A 17,989-nucleotide genomic window follows, 5' to 3' on the forward strand; every position below is an offset into this window, starting at 1 on the left:
TCTTTTTACTGTTCTATTGCATTTCTGATCTGGGCAGCTGCATTACTGAATGCCTTGTCGCCGTCCAGCCTACCCTGAGTAATCAGGACAATAGCATCATCGAATGCACTCCAGACAGCTGACATAGCCGGTATAGCAGGCATTGGAATTCCCTGCTCTCCTGCTGCAGCAAAAGCACTCACATACTCATCCTGGATTGCACTGCGTACCGGTATAAAAGCTGATGGTCTGGGATCATTGCTGAATATTGCCTGCATCGCCTGTTCAGTCGCAATATATTCACTCAGAAAAGTCTGAGCCAACAGCTTGTTTTCACTGAAAGCACTCACCATAAATCCCTGAACTCCCAGAAATGGCCTGCCTGCAGCATGCTCATCCGGAATCGCAGACACCTCGAAAGGAACACCAGATGCAACCAGACGCTCGATTGCCCATGGACCTGTAATAATAAGGGCAGCTTCAGCACGCTCGAACATTCCATGCATGGCGTCATAATCGATATCTGAAAGCAGATCTCCGCTTTTCTGCATCTGCATGAGCCATTCTGCAGCAGCAAGACCGCCTGAAGAATCAATACCAACATCATCAGCATTAAAACCACTCTCATCAAGTCCGAAAATATACCCGCCGAAAGCTGTAAGGATTGGGTGAAAATGATAAGGATCGCCTGTCTGACGGACAAAACCTGAACGCACAGCCCCTTCCTGACGCAGCCGTCTCGCTATTTCAGTCAATTCCGTGAATGTAGCAGGGGCCTCTGGTACCAACTCGGTATTCCGAACGAGCGCCACATTATCTGTCGCATAGGGCATTCCGTATAAAACGCCGTCATATGTAAAACCAGTCACAGCCGCATCCAGAAACAATGACTGCTTGTCACCCAGGGCTACCGGCTCAAGCAGCCCGTTTTCTACAAGCTCTCCCAGCCAGTCATGAGCTCCGATCAGAACATCTGGTCCCTCTCCAGCTGGTCCTGCGATTTTCAGCTGATCCCGGATATCTCCAAATCCCATGGTCTGAATTTGTACCCGAACGCGGTATTCCGCTTCAAACTCTGCAGCAAGTGGACGGATAGACTCCGTTCTTGCCTCATCTGCCCACACGGTAAGCGTTGGCATACTTTCCGACCTGGCGCCCCTGTCCTGCTGCCCCCCTGGAAAAAGAAACGCGGTACCAATCAAACCCATCAATAATACAAGTATTGATTTTTTCATATGAACCTCCTCGGTTATGTGTTGTACAGACTGTACAACACCATTAAATAATGGTAGCTTGAGTTTGTCAAGTAAATACTTTACAAATTGTTCAGGGGGATATATGGAACTGATTGAATCAATGATGCGCCTGCAGTTCTCTCACATGGAAGCGCGGGTATATATCTGCCTCACACAGTACGGACAGCAAAACGGATCGCAGATAGCCAAGGAACTGAATGCATCGCGATCCTCCGTGTACGCGGCCCTTGGAAACCTGCATGAACGTGGAGCAGTCTTTATGCTTCCGGGAGATCCAACGGAATATAAAGCAGAAAACTATGAACATTTATTTGACCAGCTGCAGCAGGACTATACCCATACTATTCACAACGTCAAGGAAGAACTGGCAAAAAAGCAGAATCATGATGTTGCTGACCAGTACTGGAATATTGAAGGCCACAGTAACTGTATACAGAAGGCGTGCAGCCTTATCTCGTCAGCAGAAACAGAAATATTTCTTCATACAAATCTGCCATTCACGGTTTTCAAGCAGGAAATCAAGCAGGCCCTCGACAGAGGCGTAAGAATAATAGCCTTCAGTTTTATTCCGGTAGACTTAGAGGGCATTGAAGGCATTGAATTATATTACGATGACAAATTCGGAATCGCACCCTCAGCGGACAAGCGACTCATGCTCGCTGTCGACCTAGATCGGGTGCTGCTGGCCGGAGGCCGGGAGAACTCGGGTTTTCTGGGCACATACAGCCACAACAACCTGCTTGTTGCGATTATAGCAGAGCACATTCATCATGATATCTATCTGTACAAACTGGAGCAGAAACTCGGCGCCAACCTGATCGATGACTCAATCAAAATGCACTCCTTACTCGAGAACAACTTCCTTTCCTGGCTGAATCAGCAGGAACGGGGGAAATAATCTTTCTACGCAGTGGCAAGGTCACGAATTACCTCGATTAAAAAAGTCGAATCATTTTGAAATAATGCTTGAAAGTGCGTGTTCATAAGTTCCAGCATTCCTGAAATTGAGGCGCTAATTCCATCATAACCCTGAAAGCATGCAGAAAACTCTGCACGCCAATCTGGATAACGCTCTTCAAAACGCCGCTCAAGACCATAGGGATCAGTGCTTGGAGCAGACCTATTGCCTTTGGTAATGGTAATCAGTTCAAGAAGCAATTTCCGACACTCCTGATGAATATATGTCATTGCTGAAAGATGCTCTCCCCGGTGATATTTAGTAGCTGCGATAAATAAATTACACAATATCTCCTGGATTAACCATTCGGGATTCCGGAACATGGTCTCATCGAAAGATTTTCCAGGAATTACTACCGGCGAGCAATCCGGAGCAGTCCAGATTGCCCGCCCTCCAGCATAATCAAGACTCGCAAGCGCTTGAGGGGTCTGAATTGCCAGTTCACAAAACAGTCCGTCATCAAACATTAACCGCCAGCAATCAGGATAGTATTTAAATTTCCATGAGATTGGAAACACGCTGTCAAGCCACTCGATAGAGTGGTAGAATTTATCCGCTGCGGCCGGATCTACGAGCACAATCAAATCAAGATCAGAATATCCATCGACCCGCTCGGGTGACAGGCCGAATGAACCAGTTGCAATTACCTGCATAATGCCTGCCTGCTTCGCTGCCTCCCGGGAAATGGCCTCAACTCGTTCCTCGAGTACGCTGGTTTCGAGGGGTAATTTCATACCGGGATCCTGACCTTCCACACAGGTACCGTTGAACCTGGAAGAGGGTTTTCCGCTGCAGTCGGAGTGTACGTTTCACCATTCAATCGAATGGCTGACCTTTCTCCAAATACATACAAATCATACTCCCCCGTCTGTGGTTTCTGGCACTCCGTCTGTATCTCCAACTGCCCGGATCTTGAACAGACTGTCCAACGAAGCGATTCATCATTAAGCATATACCCCCAGCCATCTGAATCATCAAATACATACTCACTGATTTCAGATTGCTGCCAGTCAGTTTCCTGCTTGCCTGGATATATTAGAAATGACGGACTCCTGAGATCCACCTGATCACTGGAATTGATTGTCTCATCCCAGCCCTGGATCGGGATTACTGCTCCAGCTTTTATAAATACCGGAAATGGGTGTTCCAAAAGATTGATTGCACTGATCTGGCCGCTGCGTATTTGCTGGTGGGTAAACAGTCCAGCCCATTCCCCGGAGGGAAATACCACATTTCTGGATTTCTGACCCTCTTCAAGCTTTGGAGCCTGAAAGATCTGCGGCCCGATATAATATTGATCACTGCAGGTACGCGTTGCCTCACTCCACTCATGATACAGCATCGGACGAACAATAGATTCACCCTTGCTTGAATACTTTATCATCTGCTGATACAGGTACGGCAGCAAGGAATATCGAGCGCGTATAGCCTGTGTAATTCGTCCGAGGGATGCCTCATTAAAACGCCATGGTTCCTGAGGTTTTGTATCGGCAGCACTATGATTGCGGAAAATGGGCAATAAAAAGCTTGCACGGTGCCAATCTACCGCTAGTTCATCGGTACAATCTCCCCCGAACCCCCCAACATCCATACCAACCATCGGCATTCCGGAAAGAGAAAGACTTAATATCATTTCGATCCCTTTATTCAGGTGGTGGTAATTTGACATGCTGTCTCCGGTCCAGAGCGCACCCCATCGGGAAGATCCCAGAGACCCGCTTCTTGAGAGAACAAAAGGCCGCTTCCCGGGATCAGCTTTCCGCAAACCCTCCGATGTTGCCCGCGTCATATCCCTGGCGTAATCGTTACGATAAGCCTCATGAGGATACTGACCATGATTGAACCGCATATCATCTACGCACGAGGCTCCAGTGCTGGGATCGTTCATGTCGACCCAGAATCCGGAAAACCCCTGTAAAGCCAGTGCAGCCGATTCTCTTGCCCACCACGTTCTGGTTTTGTCCAGACTGAAATCAGGAAAATAACTTGCCCCAGGCCATACAAATCCTGTGTATTCCGTACCTGCAGAATTCTGACAGAACAGCTCATTCTCCATTGCCTCATTCACGAGTGAATTGCCATCTTCACGCTTCATTCCAGGATCGAGAATCGGAACTACCCGACGGCCATTCCGATATAACTCTGCCAGCCTGCTCTCAATATTATCAAAGCCAAAATGATTAAGCGTGAAAACCCGGTACTCATGCATATAGTCGATATCCAGCCAGAGGCCATCACAAGGTATATGCAGATTACTGAACTCCTCGGATAAATCTTCCAACTCAGCCAATGATGAGTACCCCCATCTTGACTGATGATACCCCAATGCCCACAATGGAAAGCGCTGAGGAAGGCCTGCTATCCGATTGACTTTAGGAATGAGGCTTGCCATATCTTCTGCAGCAGCAATAATACATTGAGCCATTCCCACACAGGATCCATCAGCTCGTTTTACCGCCGTTGATCCTTTCGATCCGAGATAAAAGAAATCAAGATCTGCTCCAGAATCCTGCACACCTTCTATAACCTGCTTTGCTCCGGTATCCATAAATGCAGGGTAGGAACCCGGCAGAATTATTGCCAGCCAATGCCCATTCGCATTCAGAATCAGCACAGGAAAGCTTGCATACATTGGATCTGTAGTCCCAAACTCAACATCCTGAGCGGCAAAATCAGCCCAGACATCGGTGTTCCAGAACCTCGTTCTGACCTGACTTTTCTCAAACCCGATATTTTTCTCTCCCATCCCATAAAATCCGCCTACACCCTGTAGTGAAAAACTCAACAGCCATTTTTCACCTGATACGCCAAAAGGCATAGCGGGATGAGAAACCAGCACCTGAGTTCCTGAAGAATGGTGAAGCGAAAATCCTCTGTCAGAGATTTCAGCTGTGTATAGGGATTCCTTATTTTGTATCTGATAATCGCTATGCACATTAGGCCGAGGCAAAGAACCCAATATGGAATCTAAAATCGGAGGTTCATTATCGCATGTAGGATAAGAAATCAGGAAAACATCCGGCCCGAATTCAGGCAGAGGGTTTACCCCTGCCCGATCCGTAGACACAAAATTAAAAGGATGGTCTATCTTATGAAAATACACGTTTTACCTTCCTTATTTTAAAGTAACTTCTGCTGCGAGCCGGAAATCTGGAATCACCAGTGCATCAGCGCCGTTGGAATGTTGATTTCTTCCAGTCTCATACACATATACCGGTACTCTTGAGCGCTCAGCACTGGCCTGAATAGTGCAAGGACCCAGAATCTTTTCTCCAGTCCAGAAATCACTCCACTCTCCCTCCGGTAGATAAACCTTGCGCAGGGTCTGCCCTTCTTCCAGAATTGGCGCCACAAGTAAATAACGGCCCAACATATAACTATCTTCATTCTGCCAGGCGGTTTTATCCGTATGCCATCGGAAAAACAGCGGCTGCATAAGGACCGTCTGTTCTTGAACTGCCCATTTTGCTTCCTGGATAAGATAGGGTTTCAGTGCCATCCTCAGATGTGCAAGGAATCGGTATTCCGGTACGACATTCGAGTCTTTCCAGTACTCTCCAATGTTCCAGGGTGTCCGATCGACCAAAGGACTGCGGTGATCATTATATTCCGAGTGGTACTGCATGAGTGGTGAGAAAACCGCTGCCGCCGCACTGCGTAAATAGAGCTCAGGGCTCGGTAGAGGGCCCGTAAATCCGCCGATATCCCATCCAATAAAGGAAATTCCGGACAGATTGGCATTCAGCATTGCCCGTATTGTTCCCCTATAGGCATCCCAGGTTGAATCCTGGTCTCCTGACCAATGCATTGGAGTTTTATGCGCACCCCGATACCCTGCCCGACTGAAAATAATCCTCTGGGTATCATCTGGAGGCGTATTCCTTATAAATTCGGTATAGCTGTCAAGATACTCCTTCGGGAAGGTGTTTATTTTGGTATCTCCAAATCCGCCTGAGGGTGCAGATACTTCGTATCCCCAAAGATGCTCTCCTCCGTCAGTTTTAAATCCATCAACCCCCATCTCTTCCAGCAGATATCGGCGATTTCTGAACCACCAGGCTCTTGTTTCCTGTCGAGAGAAATCCGGTAGAAAGCTTGAGCGAAACCATCCGGGCCGCACTGTATACGCAGAACCATCCGCTTCCTTGAACACCAGATCATTCTCGACGACGTATTCCCGGTCGCAATCATGCTGGGGATGCTGTGCGGAATCCTCGTGAAATTTCACCACCGGTATTTGCCAGAGCACGAGCTTTATATCATGACTATGGAGTTCATCTATCATTGCCTTGGGATCCGGCCACAATCCTTCGCGGGAAAATTGATAGTCCGCAAGTTTCGGAGCCTTTTCGGGTGATCGTTGCGAGGCTCGGGAATCGTTCCACTGATAAAAGCTGGTCTCATCACTCCAGGCCTCAATTACCAGCACCTCAGCCGGAATATCCAATTCACGGGTTTTTTGCACAACCTCCATGACCCTTGCCTGACTATTCCATTCATTCCCACTCATCCATGGTCCGAATACCCAATCAGGGGGTAATTCGGGCTTTCCTTCGAAATGAAAATAAGCCTTCAAAATACGTTCTGGATTTCCGGTCAGGAACATCATCGATATCTGTTTATCAGTCTCTGCCTCGATTCGCAGTCTATCTTTTTGTTGTGCTGCCAGATCAAAATCGATAGTTCTGTCAGTGTCAATCAATAGTCCCCAGCCCGTATTCGTGAAGAAAAACGGTACCGGCATATAGGTTTTAAGTTTCTGATTTTTATATTGTTCAAATACACGGTTCGATAGAATCTGACCGCGCTGATTGAGACGATTATAACGCTCTCCAAATCCATAAAAACTCTCATGATCCAAGCTGGTGATATCCAGTGAAAATGTAAAAAGTCGCCTGTCATCCGGGGTATAGTAGCTGTTCGCCTCTATTGATCCCTGCTGTTCAATACGTGCACCGGTTTTTTCATCCATAAAGGTGAAGCTGAAAGGCTTTTTAGAAAGAACTAGTTTTGAGTCCTGGTACTCTGCAATAACTGCATGAACACCATCAATGCGCTCCTCCCGTAATGTTGCCCAGGGTAGGGTGCCAGCAGTCCCTCCGGCAGGCGAGGCATTATCCGATAAAACTACATTGAAGCTTGCATGCAAGCCCCACTCATTAAGGGCAAAAACAGACATACTGCTGCTACCGTCAGAATTTTGTAGTAAAGCTTCCAGACTGCCGTCGGGCAGCAATCGCCAGCTTTGTAATTCATCCACCATAATCGCCGGTTCAGTCTTATACGAGTACCAGGAAGATGTTACTGTTTCATAGCCGGTTCTTGCTACAAAACGATAATGAACCGTACCGGATCGGGATGCCGGCGGTATACAGCCCTGCCAGGATCTGTGCGTGCCACTGTTTCCCACGCTGTCACTGTCTCCGATACAGACACAAGCTGCCTTGTTCACTTCAGTTTGCTCATTATAGTGCCATTCAAGATCCATGGTCTCAGCACCATCAATGGGATTTACCTCAGCACAGCAGATGACTGCCTGCCCCAGCTTCGGCATTCGCGGAATCCGCTCGAAATGCTGTTGATAATAGGGTTGCCCATTCCCATGAGGGATGTGGATAATTTCCAATTGCTTGTATTCCATTCGCTATATCCTTATAATAAAAAAGATCCCCGATTACTGCTGTTAACCGTTTTCGGGGATCCCGCAGTTATCCGGAACCAGGTATCTCCTGGAAGATGCCTGTTCCGAATAGCTATCCTGCTTACAGCCTGATTCTGGCTGTTGCTTCTTCCTGTGCACGATCCAGGGCATCCTTGGGTGAAATCAGACCATCTCTAGCCTGCTCGATCAATGTATTTACTATGTTTGTTAACTCGCTGAACTGTTCCAGCGCAGGTGGCTTGACCGCATATTGGAGTGACTCGACTACGGCGATCTTATTCTCCGGCGGCGTGTCCGAAATGTATTGATCCATAATAGCGGGATCAGCTACGGTAGGAAGTTCCCACTGAGCATCAAGCCGCAACTGTACAGCCCTGGGATCTGATGCAATAAAGTTGGCAAAGCGAAAAGCTGCTTCTGGATTCTTGCTGGAATTACTCAAGGCAGCGACATTGCCAAAGAAGTGAGTAGCCTTCGAGGTGTTCCCGGGTTCGACTTCAATCCCCCATGGAAAACTTACCCGATTCCGCAAGTCGGTAAAGGCCCAAACACCGTTCAGCCACATGCCCAGCTTTCCCTCTACGAACAAATCACCTTCAGGTCTGTTCGCTAATTGCTCTCTATCAGGCATTACCTTATGCTTCCAGACTCTATCTATCATATACTGCAAGGTTGCAATGTTCTGCGGAGAATTGATCGTAAATCGGCTTCCGTCCTCGGCCATTAGGCTACCACCATTCTGCTGTACAACCTTATAGAATTCCCAGAATTGAATGGGATTAAAGGCTCCCCACACATCATCTCCGAGCGAGGAAATCCTCTGGGCTGCTTCAAGGGATTCTTCCCAGGTCCAGTCGGCAGTAGGGTAATCAACTCCAGCCTGATCGAACAGATCCTTGTTATAGATTAAAACAACGGTCGAAAAGGATTGAGGAACTGCCATGATCTGGTTATTAAAACGCACTGCATCCAGCAATCCTTCACCATAGATGTCCGTATTGCTTTCAGTGGAGACAAACAATTCGTCCAGCGGCCGTACAGCACCACGAATTGCAAAGGCTAAAAAATTCTCCATATTCAGCTCAAAGACATCCGGGGCATCACCACCAGCTATTCGGGTAACCAATGCAGTAAAATAGTTATCACCATACCCCATGGATTCCAGCTCGATTTTTATATCCGGATTCTCAGCCTCAAAGAGATCAACCATAGCACGAAGTGTACTTGCGTTTTCCTCTCCAGCCGAAAAGTTCGCATAGCGGATTCTTGTTACTCCGCTATCCCTTTCCTGACCACCACCGGCAAAAACCGGAAAAACAATCAAGAACATCAGAAATACAATCCCAATGGTACGAAATGTCGTATTCATACGCCCTCCTATATTTTTTCGTTTCCTACGGAAACGTTGCTAACCTTTTACACCACCAGAGGCTAAACCTCTCTCGACATAACTCTGGCTTATTAAATACACAATTATTATTGGAATAATGGAAACGAGTGCTCCCGCCATAAGATAATGTTGATAGTTGTAGAATTGCGAACCTAGATTGGCCAGACCTAACTGCAGTGTCCACTTACTCCGGTCAGAGAGCACAATCAAAGGCCAGAGAAAGCTATTCCACGCGCCCATGAAGTTGAATAGACCCATTGTAAATAGCACTGGTGTGGACAATGGTATTATCACATGCATAAATATCCTGAATAGCGAGGCCCCGTCCATAATAGCTGCCTCTATGTAGGAATCATGAATTGCTATCATTGTTTGCCGCATAAAGAAAATGGCAAAGGCATTACACATTGCGGGAAACACCAAAGCTGAATATGTGTTCAACAAACCCATTGACCGCAGGGTTATAAAGTTAGGAATCATGGTTATTACCCCGGGAATCATCATTGTTGCGATGAAAAGCTGAAAAAGGAGCTCTCGTCCCTTGAACTCGATTTTTGCAAAGACGAAGGCTGCCATAGCAGACGTAAATAGCGGGATAAACGTCAGCAAAGCAGATACATAGAAACTATTGTACAGGCCGCGGAAGAAGTTAAGGTTGGCCAGGGTGAACAAGGCACGATAGGCGTCCAGGCTGGGCTCTTGAGGTATCCAGCGAATCGGGATTGTATAGATTGCTTCGCGGGACTTCAAACTGGTACTGAGCATCCATACGAATGGTACGAGCGCCATAATCCCGAAAATTGTCATAAACAGATATATAAAAAACTTCTTACCAAACAAATGATTGATTTTAAGATTCATAACTGACCCACTTCTTTTCAACCCGGAACTGAATCGCGGTTGCAATCATAATGACGAAGCCTAGAATCCACGCTACAGCAGATGCATAGCCCATTCGATAATACGTAAATGCATTTCGGTATACCTGCTCCACAGGGACACGAGTGGCACCCGCAGGACCGCCCTCCGTCATAATGTAGATTGATTCAAAAACCTGAAAGCCGGCTATCACGTTGATAACTACCAGCAAGAAAAGGGTTGGTGTCACCAGCGGTCGAGTAATATGCCAGAATTGCTGCAAGTAACCAGCCCCATCTATAACAGCGGCCTCGTAATACACCTTGTCAATTCCTTTCAACGCGGCCAGAAGAATAAGTGCATAATAACCAGTATCCTTCCAGACGGCTGCCAACACTACCCCGGGCATCGCCCAGCGGGCGTTGTTCAACCAGCTCGGACCATCTATGCCAATAACAGACAGCATATTGTTTATGAGTCCATACTGCCCATGGAGCAGCCAGCGCCAGATCAGTGCTACAGCAACCCAGGAAGATATTACCGGTAAATAGAACAGGAGTTTGTACAAGGTCTTCCCTGCAAAATCCCTGTTTAATAAGAGTGCCTGTATCATAGCTGTAGTGAGCACAAGTGGAATGTACAGTACCAAATAGTACATCACATTCGTGTACTGAGAAGTAAACTCATTTCCACGAAAGTATGATACAAAGTTGGATAGTCCAATGAAATCAATAGCATCCCTGGACCTCAATGGATCATAGTTGGTTAGACTAAGCACCATGGAATACCCAATCGGATAGAGGAAAAAGACAATCAAACTGATTGTTGCGGGGGCTAAAAAAATGAAAACTGCCGCTTTTTGCCCCAGTGAACCTTGTAATCGCACGGATTATACCTCCAGTAATTTGCCTGCAGCGAATATTTCTCGAATTGCGAGTGCTGCAACCCCGCGAATCCAGTCATCATTTCCTGGCTGTAAAGCAATAATCTCCACTTCATCTGCCAGACCATATACCGCATTCTTTCTCACTGCTTCTTTCAGATTCGGTAGAAAATAAGGCGCGGCATTGGCCCGTTCTCCCCCAATAATGAGTGCCTGGGGGTCGAATAAATTGATGAGGGTTGATATAGCGATTCCGAGATACGTTCCAGCCTGAGCAAATACTTCAAGGGCATTGGAATCCCCGTCCTGCGCTAAATCAGTAAGTGCTTCCGGGAGAATATGCTTCCCTGTTCTTGAATGGTAAGCTTCAATTAATGCACGATCTGCAGTAAAGGCCTCCAGACAGCCTCTACGACTACAGGCACATATCGGGGCAGAATCCTCAGTGGTTACCTTTATGTGACCAATTTCACCAGCACCATGATGCGCACCGCAAAGAAGATTTCCATCCAGAATTATTCCAAGGCCTATTCCTTCTCCAACAGATACACAGAGAAAGTTGTCGAAGGCCTTTCCGGCACCGAAATATTTCTCTCCAATAGCAAAGGTATTTACATCATTCTCAACGAATACCGGCAGCCCGAATTTTTCTTCCAGCCGTGGACCGATAGACACATTTTTCCACCCAAGAATAGAACTATCCAGAACAATCCCGTCGGCTGAGGAGATTCTTCCTCCAAGCCCTAGCCCAAGACCAAGTACAGGGATTTGAGCATACGCGTTCTTATGATCGCAAATGCATTTTTCAACAAAATTGTCAAACATATTCAGGTAATATTCCGGTTCGGAATGTTTATTGATTGTCTGTGATTGTTTACTGAAAATGCCACCTCGTAAATCTACCGAAGCACATGAGAAACCATCATCCATCAATTTAAAGCCAAGCACGACTCCGACCTCAGGATTTAGCTGAAGCAGGATTCTAGGTCGTCCACCAGTAGAATCCCCTTTCCCCGTTTCCATAATGATTCCCTGACGGATCATACGCTCACAGATCAAGGTGCAGGTAGACCGGGTCAGCCCGGTAAGCCTGGATAATTCAACTCGTGATATTGGCTCATGTATTCGGATAGCATCCAGAATCAGCTTATAATTCAGCTCTTTTATAAAGTCATTATCCCCGGTCCGCTTCATATAATATTCCTCAATCAGCTTTAAAAACTTAATTTGTTCGTCGAACAAATATAGTATTGATCGGGTTCTGTTATCTGTCAAGAGAATTTTTCATGCGATCGCTGGAAGTATGTACTGCTTTGGACAATAATGATTCCAGAAGAACACCTTACAAGGAAAAATGTATGAACCTGCGTGAAAGACAGAATCTTAATGTGCTTATATCTATACTGGCCTTCTTTATTGCAGCGATAGGTATTATCGCCTCACCGGAAAAAGGCATCTACAATATCCTGTTCTCGGGATCTATGGCCGTATTCTGCTTTTCATCGTGGTCTGCTGAAAAGGCAAGGCCTGACACTTCGAAAACCAGTGGCTGGCTGATTCCTGGATTTGGCTTTGCCCTGCTTACCGTGCTGTATACAGCATCTGCGCTCAGGTAGCTACTGATAATTGATCACCGAGTTCGTAGGTATTCCAGGATAGCATTAAACTACTTGCTCATTTACCCGGAAATCTTTACCTTGAAATGATCAAACATAAAAGATTCTCATAGCATATAAAGGATACACCAATGACACACGTAGGCGGAGCTATTGAGCTGACAGACACAGGCTACTCCATTCGCGGCAATTCCCTGGAGCAGGCCGCCCGGGAATACCCCACACCTTTTTATCTCTACGACATAGAGCGTGTTGTCGAGCAGTACCAGGCGCTCAAAACGCACATTACCTGGGACGATCTCACTATTTATTATGCCCTGAAGGCTAACTTCTCTGTGCCGATTCTCAAGCGACTGCTTTTCGAGGGAGCTTCAGTGGACACCGTCAGCCCGGCCGAAGTGCATCTGGTTCAATCAATCGGATTCCCCAATGACCGGATCCTCTACACTGCCAATAATCTCACCGAAGAGGAGATGCAGGAAGTCCACGATCTTGGAGTCATGTTCAACATCGGCAGTCTGTCACGGCTGGAAAAATTTGCGAAAGCCTTCCCCGGCAGTAAGATCTGTCTGCGTTTCAACCCGGATGTTGTAGCTGGTGAGCATAGCATTGTCCGCACCGGCGGTGATCTGACCAAGTTCGGGATCCTGCTGAAGGATGTCGAGCGGGTCAAGAAAATCATTCAGCAGTATAATCTGAGCGTTGTCGGGCTTCATGAACATACCGGCAGCGGTATTGCAGAAACCGACAAGGTATACCAGAGCATGAAGAATCTCCTGAGCATTGCCACTCCGGACCATTTTCCTGACCTGGAGTTCGTGGATTTCGGCGGAGGCTTCAAGGTTCCCTACTCACCCGATGAGAAGGCTATCGACTATCAGGTATTCGGAGCTGAAATCTCACGCATTTTTGCAGAACACTGCGAAAAAACAGGCCGTCACCTGAAAATGTACTTCGAGCCGGGCAAGTTCATTGTGGCTGAATCGGGCTATCTGGTACTGCAGGTCAACACCATAAAAGACAATAACGGGCGTCTGATTGCCGGTACGAACTCCGGGTTCTCGCACCTGATTCGACCTATTTTGTATCAGGCTTACCACCACATCGTGAACCTGAGCAATCCCGGCGGCGAACAGAAAAAATACGACATCTGCGGCAACATCTGCGAGACCGGCGACTGCTTTGCGGTCGACCGCGAACTGCCCGAGCTGCGAGAAGGCGACTACATTGCGATTCTCAATGCTGGTGCATACTGCGCATCTATGGCCGCACCCTACAACCTGCGGCCCCTGCCTCACGAGGTCGTGCTGGACACAGAAGGATTCCGCCTGGCCAAGCCAGCCCTGAGCAACGCTGAACAGGCGCAGCAGATCCTGGGAGAATACCGATGAAAAACCTGGCTTTTACCAAAATGCATGGACTGGGCAACGATTATGTGTACATGAACTGCCTGGAGAAGGACATAGACAATGCCCCTGAGGTTGCACGTTTTGTCTCCGACCGCCATTTCGGCATCGGCGCCGACGGTCTGGTCCTGATAAAACCATCATCACGCGGAACCGCTCGCATGCAGATGTTCAATGCCGACGGCAGTGAGGCCGAAATGTGCGGTAACGCAATCCGCTGTGTGGCGAAATTTCTGCATGATGAGGGCATTACAGCAGAATCCCGGGTTGTCATTGAAACACTGGCCGGAGATCTGCCGATCGATATTATTATTGAAAACGGCTCTGCGGTCGGAGCACGGGTAAATATGGGCAGGCCCCGCCTGAATGGCCCCGATATTCCGGTAGCAATCCAGAAGAATCCGGTAATATCTGAACCGATATCCCTGACTGACATTGATGATCCACGAGCCGAAGGTTTGCAGTTTACCGCAGTATCCATGGGAAATCCTCATGCTGTCTTCTTCACCGAGCAGGTAACTGACTACCAGATCCATACACTCGGTCCCCGATTAGAGCTGCACAAGCTCTTCCCGAATCGAATCAATGTAGAATTTGCCCGGGTGCTGAACCGCGGTGAAATAGAGATGCGGGTCTGGGAACGCGGCTCAGGCGAGACTCTGGCCTGCGGAACCGGGGCCTGCGCTACTGCGGTGGCAGCTCACCTGAACGGCCTGACTGACCGCAGCGTTCAGCTGCATTTACTTGGCGGCACCCTGCACATCGAGGTTACTGAGGAAACGGTATTTATGACCGGACCGGCAACCCGTGTCTTCGACGGCGTGGTACATATTCCCTCTCTCTAATTAATTCATCCGGCTTCCTGAATATAGAAGCCGGAGATTTTTCCATCGGTGCCAGGCGATCAACTGTCAGAAGCAGAAATGCTCTTCCTGACGGACTTGCTGTAGAACGGAAAAATCATCTGATCTCTTTGCACCTGCTCATGAACCGTTCAGCTCTTCAAGCTATATAATGGATTTTCGAAATTAGCAGTGTTATATTAAAAATATGAGTAAATTACTAATTAAATGTAATGTATTAGTGTTAGTCATTATTCTGACTGCGTGTAGTGCGCTTCAGGTTGATCAGACCGGGCAGATGCAATTCTCATTCAGTCTGTCTCAGGATGCGCCAATGTACAGCAGAAACCTGCTTAGCGATCAGCCCTATACAGTTAATATACGCCTGTTTCCGGAAGATCAGCTCGATGTTGTGAGTCGGCAGGAAAATCTGATCGAGCACCGCCGGCCAGGAACCCCCATCCGGATTAATGACAGAGAAAATCAGCAGTTTACCCTGCAGCCCGATGAAGAGAAACGGGTGAAGTTGGCTTCCATTCCGGTATATACAGATTTCAAGGTAATGCTCGAGGTGTCTCAGGGTGATGATATCTTGTTTGGCGGAATTTCTGAACCATTCAGGATACGCCCTGGCCGCACTGAAACGGTTACAATAGACACTGGCCAGCTCGAATTATACACACCTACCATTACAGATGATCCGCATGGACCGGAAGATGGAATTCTCTGGTTTTCTGCCTACTACAGCGACAAACTAGTCGGATATCGCACTGAAGACATCCAGACCAGCAGCGAACCAGAGCCCTATGTAGAGATAGACATGGCGGAAATTGCATCAAGTCCTGAAGGAATTGCTGTAGGTCATGATGGCTCATTGTGGCTTGCCAGTTATGGAGACAACACAATCATCAGATTGAGTAATGAGCAGCTGCAGCCTGGAGCTGAAATAGAGCAGCCAGCATTGGTTCTATCAGGAGGCGACATCAACAGACCTATGGGCATTGCCTTTGATGCTCATGGTAACCTCTGGGTAGCCCAGTTCAGCGGGACCCTGCTGCGGATTGACAACGCAGATATCATTCCCGGTACCGCAAGCGAACCCCTGGTACATGAGGAAGTAGAGGCAGATGCCGTATATTCGTCGGATTATTTCAACCGAGTCTACTCAGTTGCTTTCTCACTGAACGGTGACGCATGGATAGCTGACAGCAGTAATGGTGTTATCAGGATCAATGACCAGGATGTTATATCTGCCTCCGGCGCCTCCATCATAGAACCGAATGACGTAGCCGCCTATATTGATCAAAATTACGCCATAGGTTTGACTTTCGATGCACAAGGCGGATTATGGATTGGCACCTGGTATAACTACGTATATTACATTGAAGACCCAAACACCTTCGAGGCGTTTGTAAATTATTCAAATGTACTGGAGGCAGTTACCAGCAGAGTAGATATGTATCTCTTCGCAGATGACGAGGACTCAATTCTATACCCGAGCAGCCTGGCTTTTGGATACGACGGCATGCTCTGGGTTGAAGACGGCTATGAGCAGGAAGGATTTATATCCCGATTTAATGTAAGCGGCATACCACCGGGAGAATCAGAGCTGACTGCGGATGTGGTTCTTGAGGAGGTCCCTATTGGTTACGACATGGGATACCTGTCATTTATGCCGCCTCCAGCAGGAATATTCCCGTTCCAGCCAGACCCATAATGCATTATAAGCCGGGAATCAGCAGTTCCGGCGGATCACCGCCTTCGGGAACAAATATGAGAGCTTCACCATTTATGCAGTAGCGTTGATTGGTCGGCGCTGGACCATCCCTGAATACATGTCCCAGATGTGCGCCTGACAATGAATCAACTACCTCAATATTGCGTGAGAAGAATGATTGCTCGTAGAAATAGGCCAGCGCATCCGGGCTAATAGGTTTGGTAAAACTGGGCCAGCCGGTTCTCGAGTCATACTTGTCCTCCGAACTGAACAGCGGCTGACCAGTAGCCCGGGAGTAGTAGATTCCCGGCTCATAAATTTTGTCCAGCGGACTGGTAAAGGCACGCTCGGTTCCCGACTCACGGATTATGCGGAATTGCTCCGGGCTCAGACGTCGGCGCCACTCCTCTTCCGGTAGCTGAACGGGAAACGAGGTATTGCGGAATTCTTCATTGTGTATAACGCGGAGATCAACACTGTAGGTATCTGCAACTCTGGCTAAGGGGCGGCCATTCACCAGAACACCATTCACATGCGACCGCACCAGATCAGCTGACTGCTGCCAGGTAGACACCTCAACGCGTTCAACATTCACAGGTTCGGTCACAATCGGCTCAATGACAGCCTGGGAATCCTGCTCTCTGGAAGCCGATCCTTGAGCCAGAAGGCTGGTCAATCCCCATGCCGCAGTCAACACTATTGCCGCAAGTGCCATAAATAGAACAACTCGTCCTCTACTGCCTCGTCCTGAACTTTTATAAATCATCTTATAACCTCTCCCCGCGCTTCACTGCCCCAGATTTCATCCAGTCGCGCATATCTTCCACAGACTGTGCGGTAAAATCGGTATCTGATTGGATTCTTGTTGTGATAATTCTGATGATACTCCTCTGCCGGGAAAAACTCTGTGAAGGCTCGAATGGTAGTTGCAATTGATCGGCCGAAGCGCTGCTCTAATTCCTGCCTTGAGGATGCTGCAGCCTGCCGCTGTGCATCTGTGACGTAAAAAATTGCCGTGGTATAAATATCTCCCCTGTCACAGAATTGCCCGCCTGCATCAAAGGGATCGACATTCCGCCAATAGACGTAAAGCAGTTCGTCATAACTGATAATGGCCGGATCGTATTCTACCTGTACCACCTCAAGATGACCGGTTCCGCCGGAGGTTACCTGCTGATAACTGGGGTTTTCGACATGCCCACCAGAAAATCCGGAGATCGTTGAGATTACTCCTTCATGTTTATCAAAGGCTTCTTCGACACACCAGAAACAGCCGCCTGCAAAGACTGCAAGCTCGGTCTGAGCCACAGCAGCGCCTGCCGACAGTACAACAAGAGTAACAACCATGCCTGCTAATCGCTTCATATACATTCTGTGTCTCCTTACTGTTAAAATAAGCAGAATCGAAACAGAAGTCCTCAT

At 47.8% G+C, this 17,989-nt stretch carries 15 protein-coding genes; 5 read left to right on the forward strand and 10 right to left on the reverse strand.

Annotated features, from left to right (window positions below; translation table 11 throughout):
* Nucleotides 1-5: 5 nt before the first annotated feature.
* Complete coding sequence (locus ACYQ2L_RS11955) at nucleotides 6-1,214, reverse strand: sugar ABC transporter substrate-binding protein (protein WP_460055908.1); 1,209 nt, start codon at nucleotides 1,212-1,214, stop codon at nucleotides 6-8.
* Nucleotides 1,215-1,317: 103 nt separating this feature from the next.
* On the opposite strand from ACYQ2L_RS11955, the gene ACYQ2L_RS11960 reads away from it, so the two are divergent.
* Nucleotides 1,318-2,133: a TrmB family transcriptional regulator gene (locus ACYQ2L_RS11960; protein ID WP_460055910.1), complete on the forward strand. Its 816-nt coding sequence runs from the start codon at nucleotides 1,318-1,320 to the stop codon at nucleotides 2,131-2,133.
* A 5-nt stretch (nucleotides 2,134-2,138) separates the two neighbouring features.
* Here the strand turns inward: ACYQ2L_RS11960 and ACYQ2L_RS11965 are convergent, their stop codons facing one another.
* The 7 genes from ACYQ2L_RS11965 to ACYQ2L_RS11995 all read right to left on the reverse strand — a co-directional run bounded on the left by ACYQ2L_RS11965 (nucleotide 2,139) and on the right by ACYQ2L_RS11995 (nucleotide 12,180).
* The gene (locus ACYQ2L_RS11965) at nucleotides 2,139-2,927 is read right to left on the reverse strand and encodes a hypothetical protein (RefSeq protein WP_460055912.1); all 789 of its coding nucleotides are present in this window, start codon (nucleotides 2,925-2,927) and stop codon (nucleotides 2,139-2,141) included.
* Nucleotides 2,924-5,032: a TIM-barrel domain-containing protein gene (locus ACYQ2L_RS11970; protein ID WP_460055914.1), complete on the reverse strand. Its 2,109-nt coding sequence runs from the start codon at nucleotides 5,030-5,032 to the stop codon at nucleotides 2,924-2,926. The genes ACYQ2L_RS11965 and ACYQ2L_RS11970 overlap by 4 nt, the downstream gene beginning before the upstream one ends.
* 276 nt (nucleotides 5,033-5,308) lie before the next feature.
* Entirely contained in the window at nucleotides 5,309-7,834 is a 2,526-nt protein-coding gene (locus ACYQ2L_RS11975) for a glycoside hydrolase family 31 protein (protein ID WP_460055917.1), read from the reverse strand.
* A gap of 121 nt (nucleotides 7,835-7,955) precedes the next feature.
* Nucleotides 7,956-9,224 (reverse strand): ABC transporter substrate-binding protein, encoded by a 1,269-nt coding sequence (locus ACYQ2L_RS11980; protein ID WP_460055919.1) that lies wholly within the window; start codon nucleotides 9,222-9,224, stop codon nucleotides 7,956-7,958.
* A 39-nt stretch (nucleotides 9,225-9,263) separates the two neighbouring features.
* Complete coding sequence (locus ACYQ2L_RS11985; RefSeq protein WP_460055922.1) at nucleotides 9,264-10,106, reverse strand: carbohydrate ABC transporter permease; 843 nt, start codon at nucleotides 10,104-10,106, stop codon at nucleotides 9,264-9,266.
* Nucleotides 10,096-10,989, reverse strand: a complete 894-nt coding sequence (locus ACYQ2L_RS11990; protein WP_460055925.1) for a carbohydrate ABC transporter permease — start codon at nucleotides 10,987-10,989, stop codon at nucleotides 10,096-10,098. The genes ACYQ2L_RS11985 and ACYQ2L_RS11990 overlap by 11 nt, the downstream gene beginning before the upstream one ends.
* 3 nt (nucleotides 10,990-10,992) lie before the next feature.
* Nucleotides 10,993-12,180: an ROK family transcriptional regulator gene (locus tag ACYQ2L_RS11995; RefSeq protein ID WP_460055928.1), complete on the reverse strand. Its 1,188-nt coding sequence runs from the start codon at nucleotides 12,178-12,180 to the stop codon at nucleotides 10,993-10,995.
* A gap of 164 nt (nucleotides 12,181-12,344) precedes the next feature.
* Here ACYQ2L_RS11995 and ACYQ2L_RS12000 point away from each other — a divergent pair, with 164 nt between their 5' ends.
* The 4 genes from ACYQ2L_RS12000 (at nucleotide 12,345) to ACYQ2L_RS12015 (ending at nucleotide 16,567) form a co-directional block, all read left to right on the forward strand.
* Nucleotides 12,345-12,602, forward strand: coding sequence for a hypothetical protein (locus tag ACYQ2L_RS12000; protein WP_460055931.1), 258 nt, complete (start codon nucleotides 12,345-12,347; stop codon nucleotides 12,600-12,602).
* 131 nt (nucleotides 12,603-12,733) lie between these two features.
* On the forward strand, nucleotides 12,734-13,993 hold the full coding sequence (lysA, locus tag ACYQ2L_RS12005; RefSeq protein ID WP_460055934.1) for a diaminopimelate decarboxylase: 1,260 nt from the start codon (nucleotides 12,734-12,736) through the stop codon (nucleotides 13,991-13,993).
* Nucleotides 13,990-14,853, forward strand: coding sequence for a diaminopimelate epimerase (dapF, locus tag ACYQ2L_RS12010; RefSeq protein ID WP_460055936.1), 864 nt, complete (start codon nucleotides 13,990-13,992; stop codon nucleotides 14,851-14,853). The genes lysA and dapF overlap by 4 nt, the downstream gene beginning before the upstream one ends.
* 205 nt (nucleotides 14,854-15,058) lie before the next feature.
* Entirely contained in the window at nucleotides 15,059-16,567 is a 1,509-nt protein-coding gene (locus ACYQ2L_RS12015; protein ID WP_460055939.1) for a Vgb family protein, read from the forward strand.
* 4 nt (nucleotides 16,568-16,571) lie between these two features.
* Here the strand turns inward: ACYQ2L_RS12015 and msrB are convergent, their stop codons facing one another.
* Together msrB and msrA are read right to left on the reverse strand one after the other, a co-directional pair.
* Nucleotides 16,572-17,333 carry a peptide-methionine (R)-S-oxide reductase MsrB gene (gene msrB / locus ACYQ2L_RS12020; RefSeq protein WP_460055942.1) on the reverse strand — a complete coding sequence of 254 codons (762 nt, stop codon included), beginning with the start codon at nucleotides 17,331-17,333 and terminating at the stop codon, nucleotides 16,572-16,574.
* Nucleotides 17,330-17,932, reverse strand: a complete 603-nt coding sequence (msrA, locus tag ACYQ2L_RS12025) for a peptide-methionine (S)-S-oxide reductase MsrA (protein WP_460055944.1) — start codon at nucleotides 17,930-17,932, stop codon at nucleotides 17,330-17,332. The genes msrB and msrA overlap by 4 nt, the downstream gene beginning before the upstream one ends.
* Nucleotides 17,933-17,989 lie beyond the last annotated feature (57 nt).

This window comes from Spirochaeta dissipatitropha, assembly GCF_054657935.1.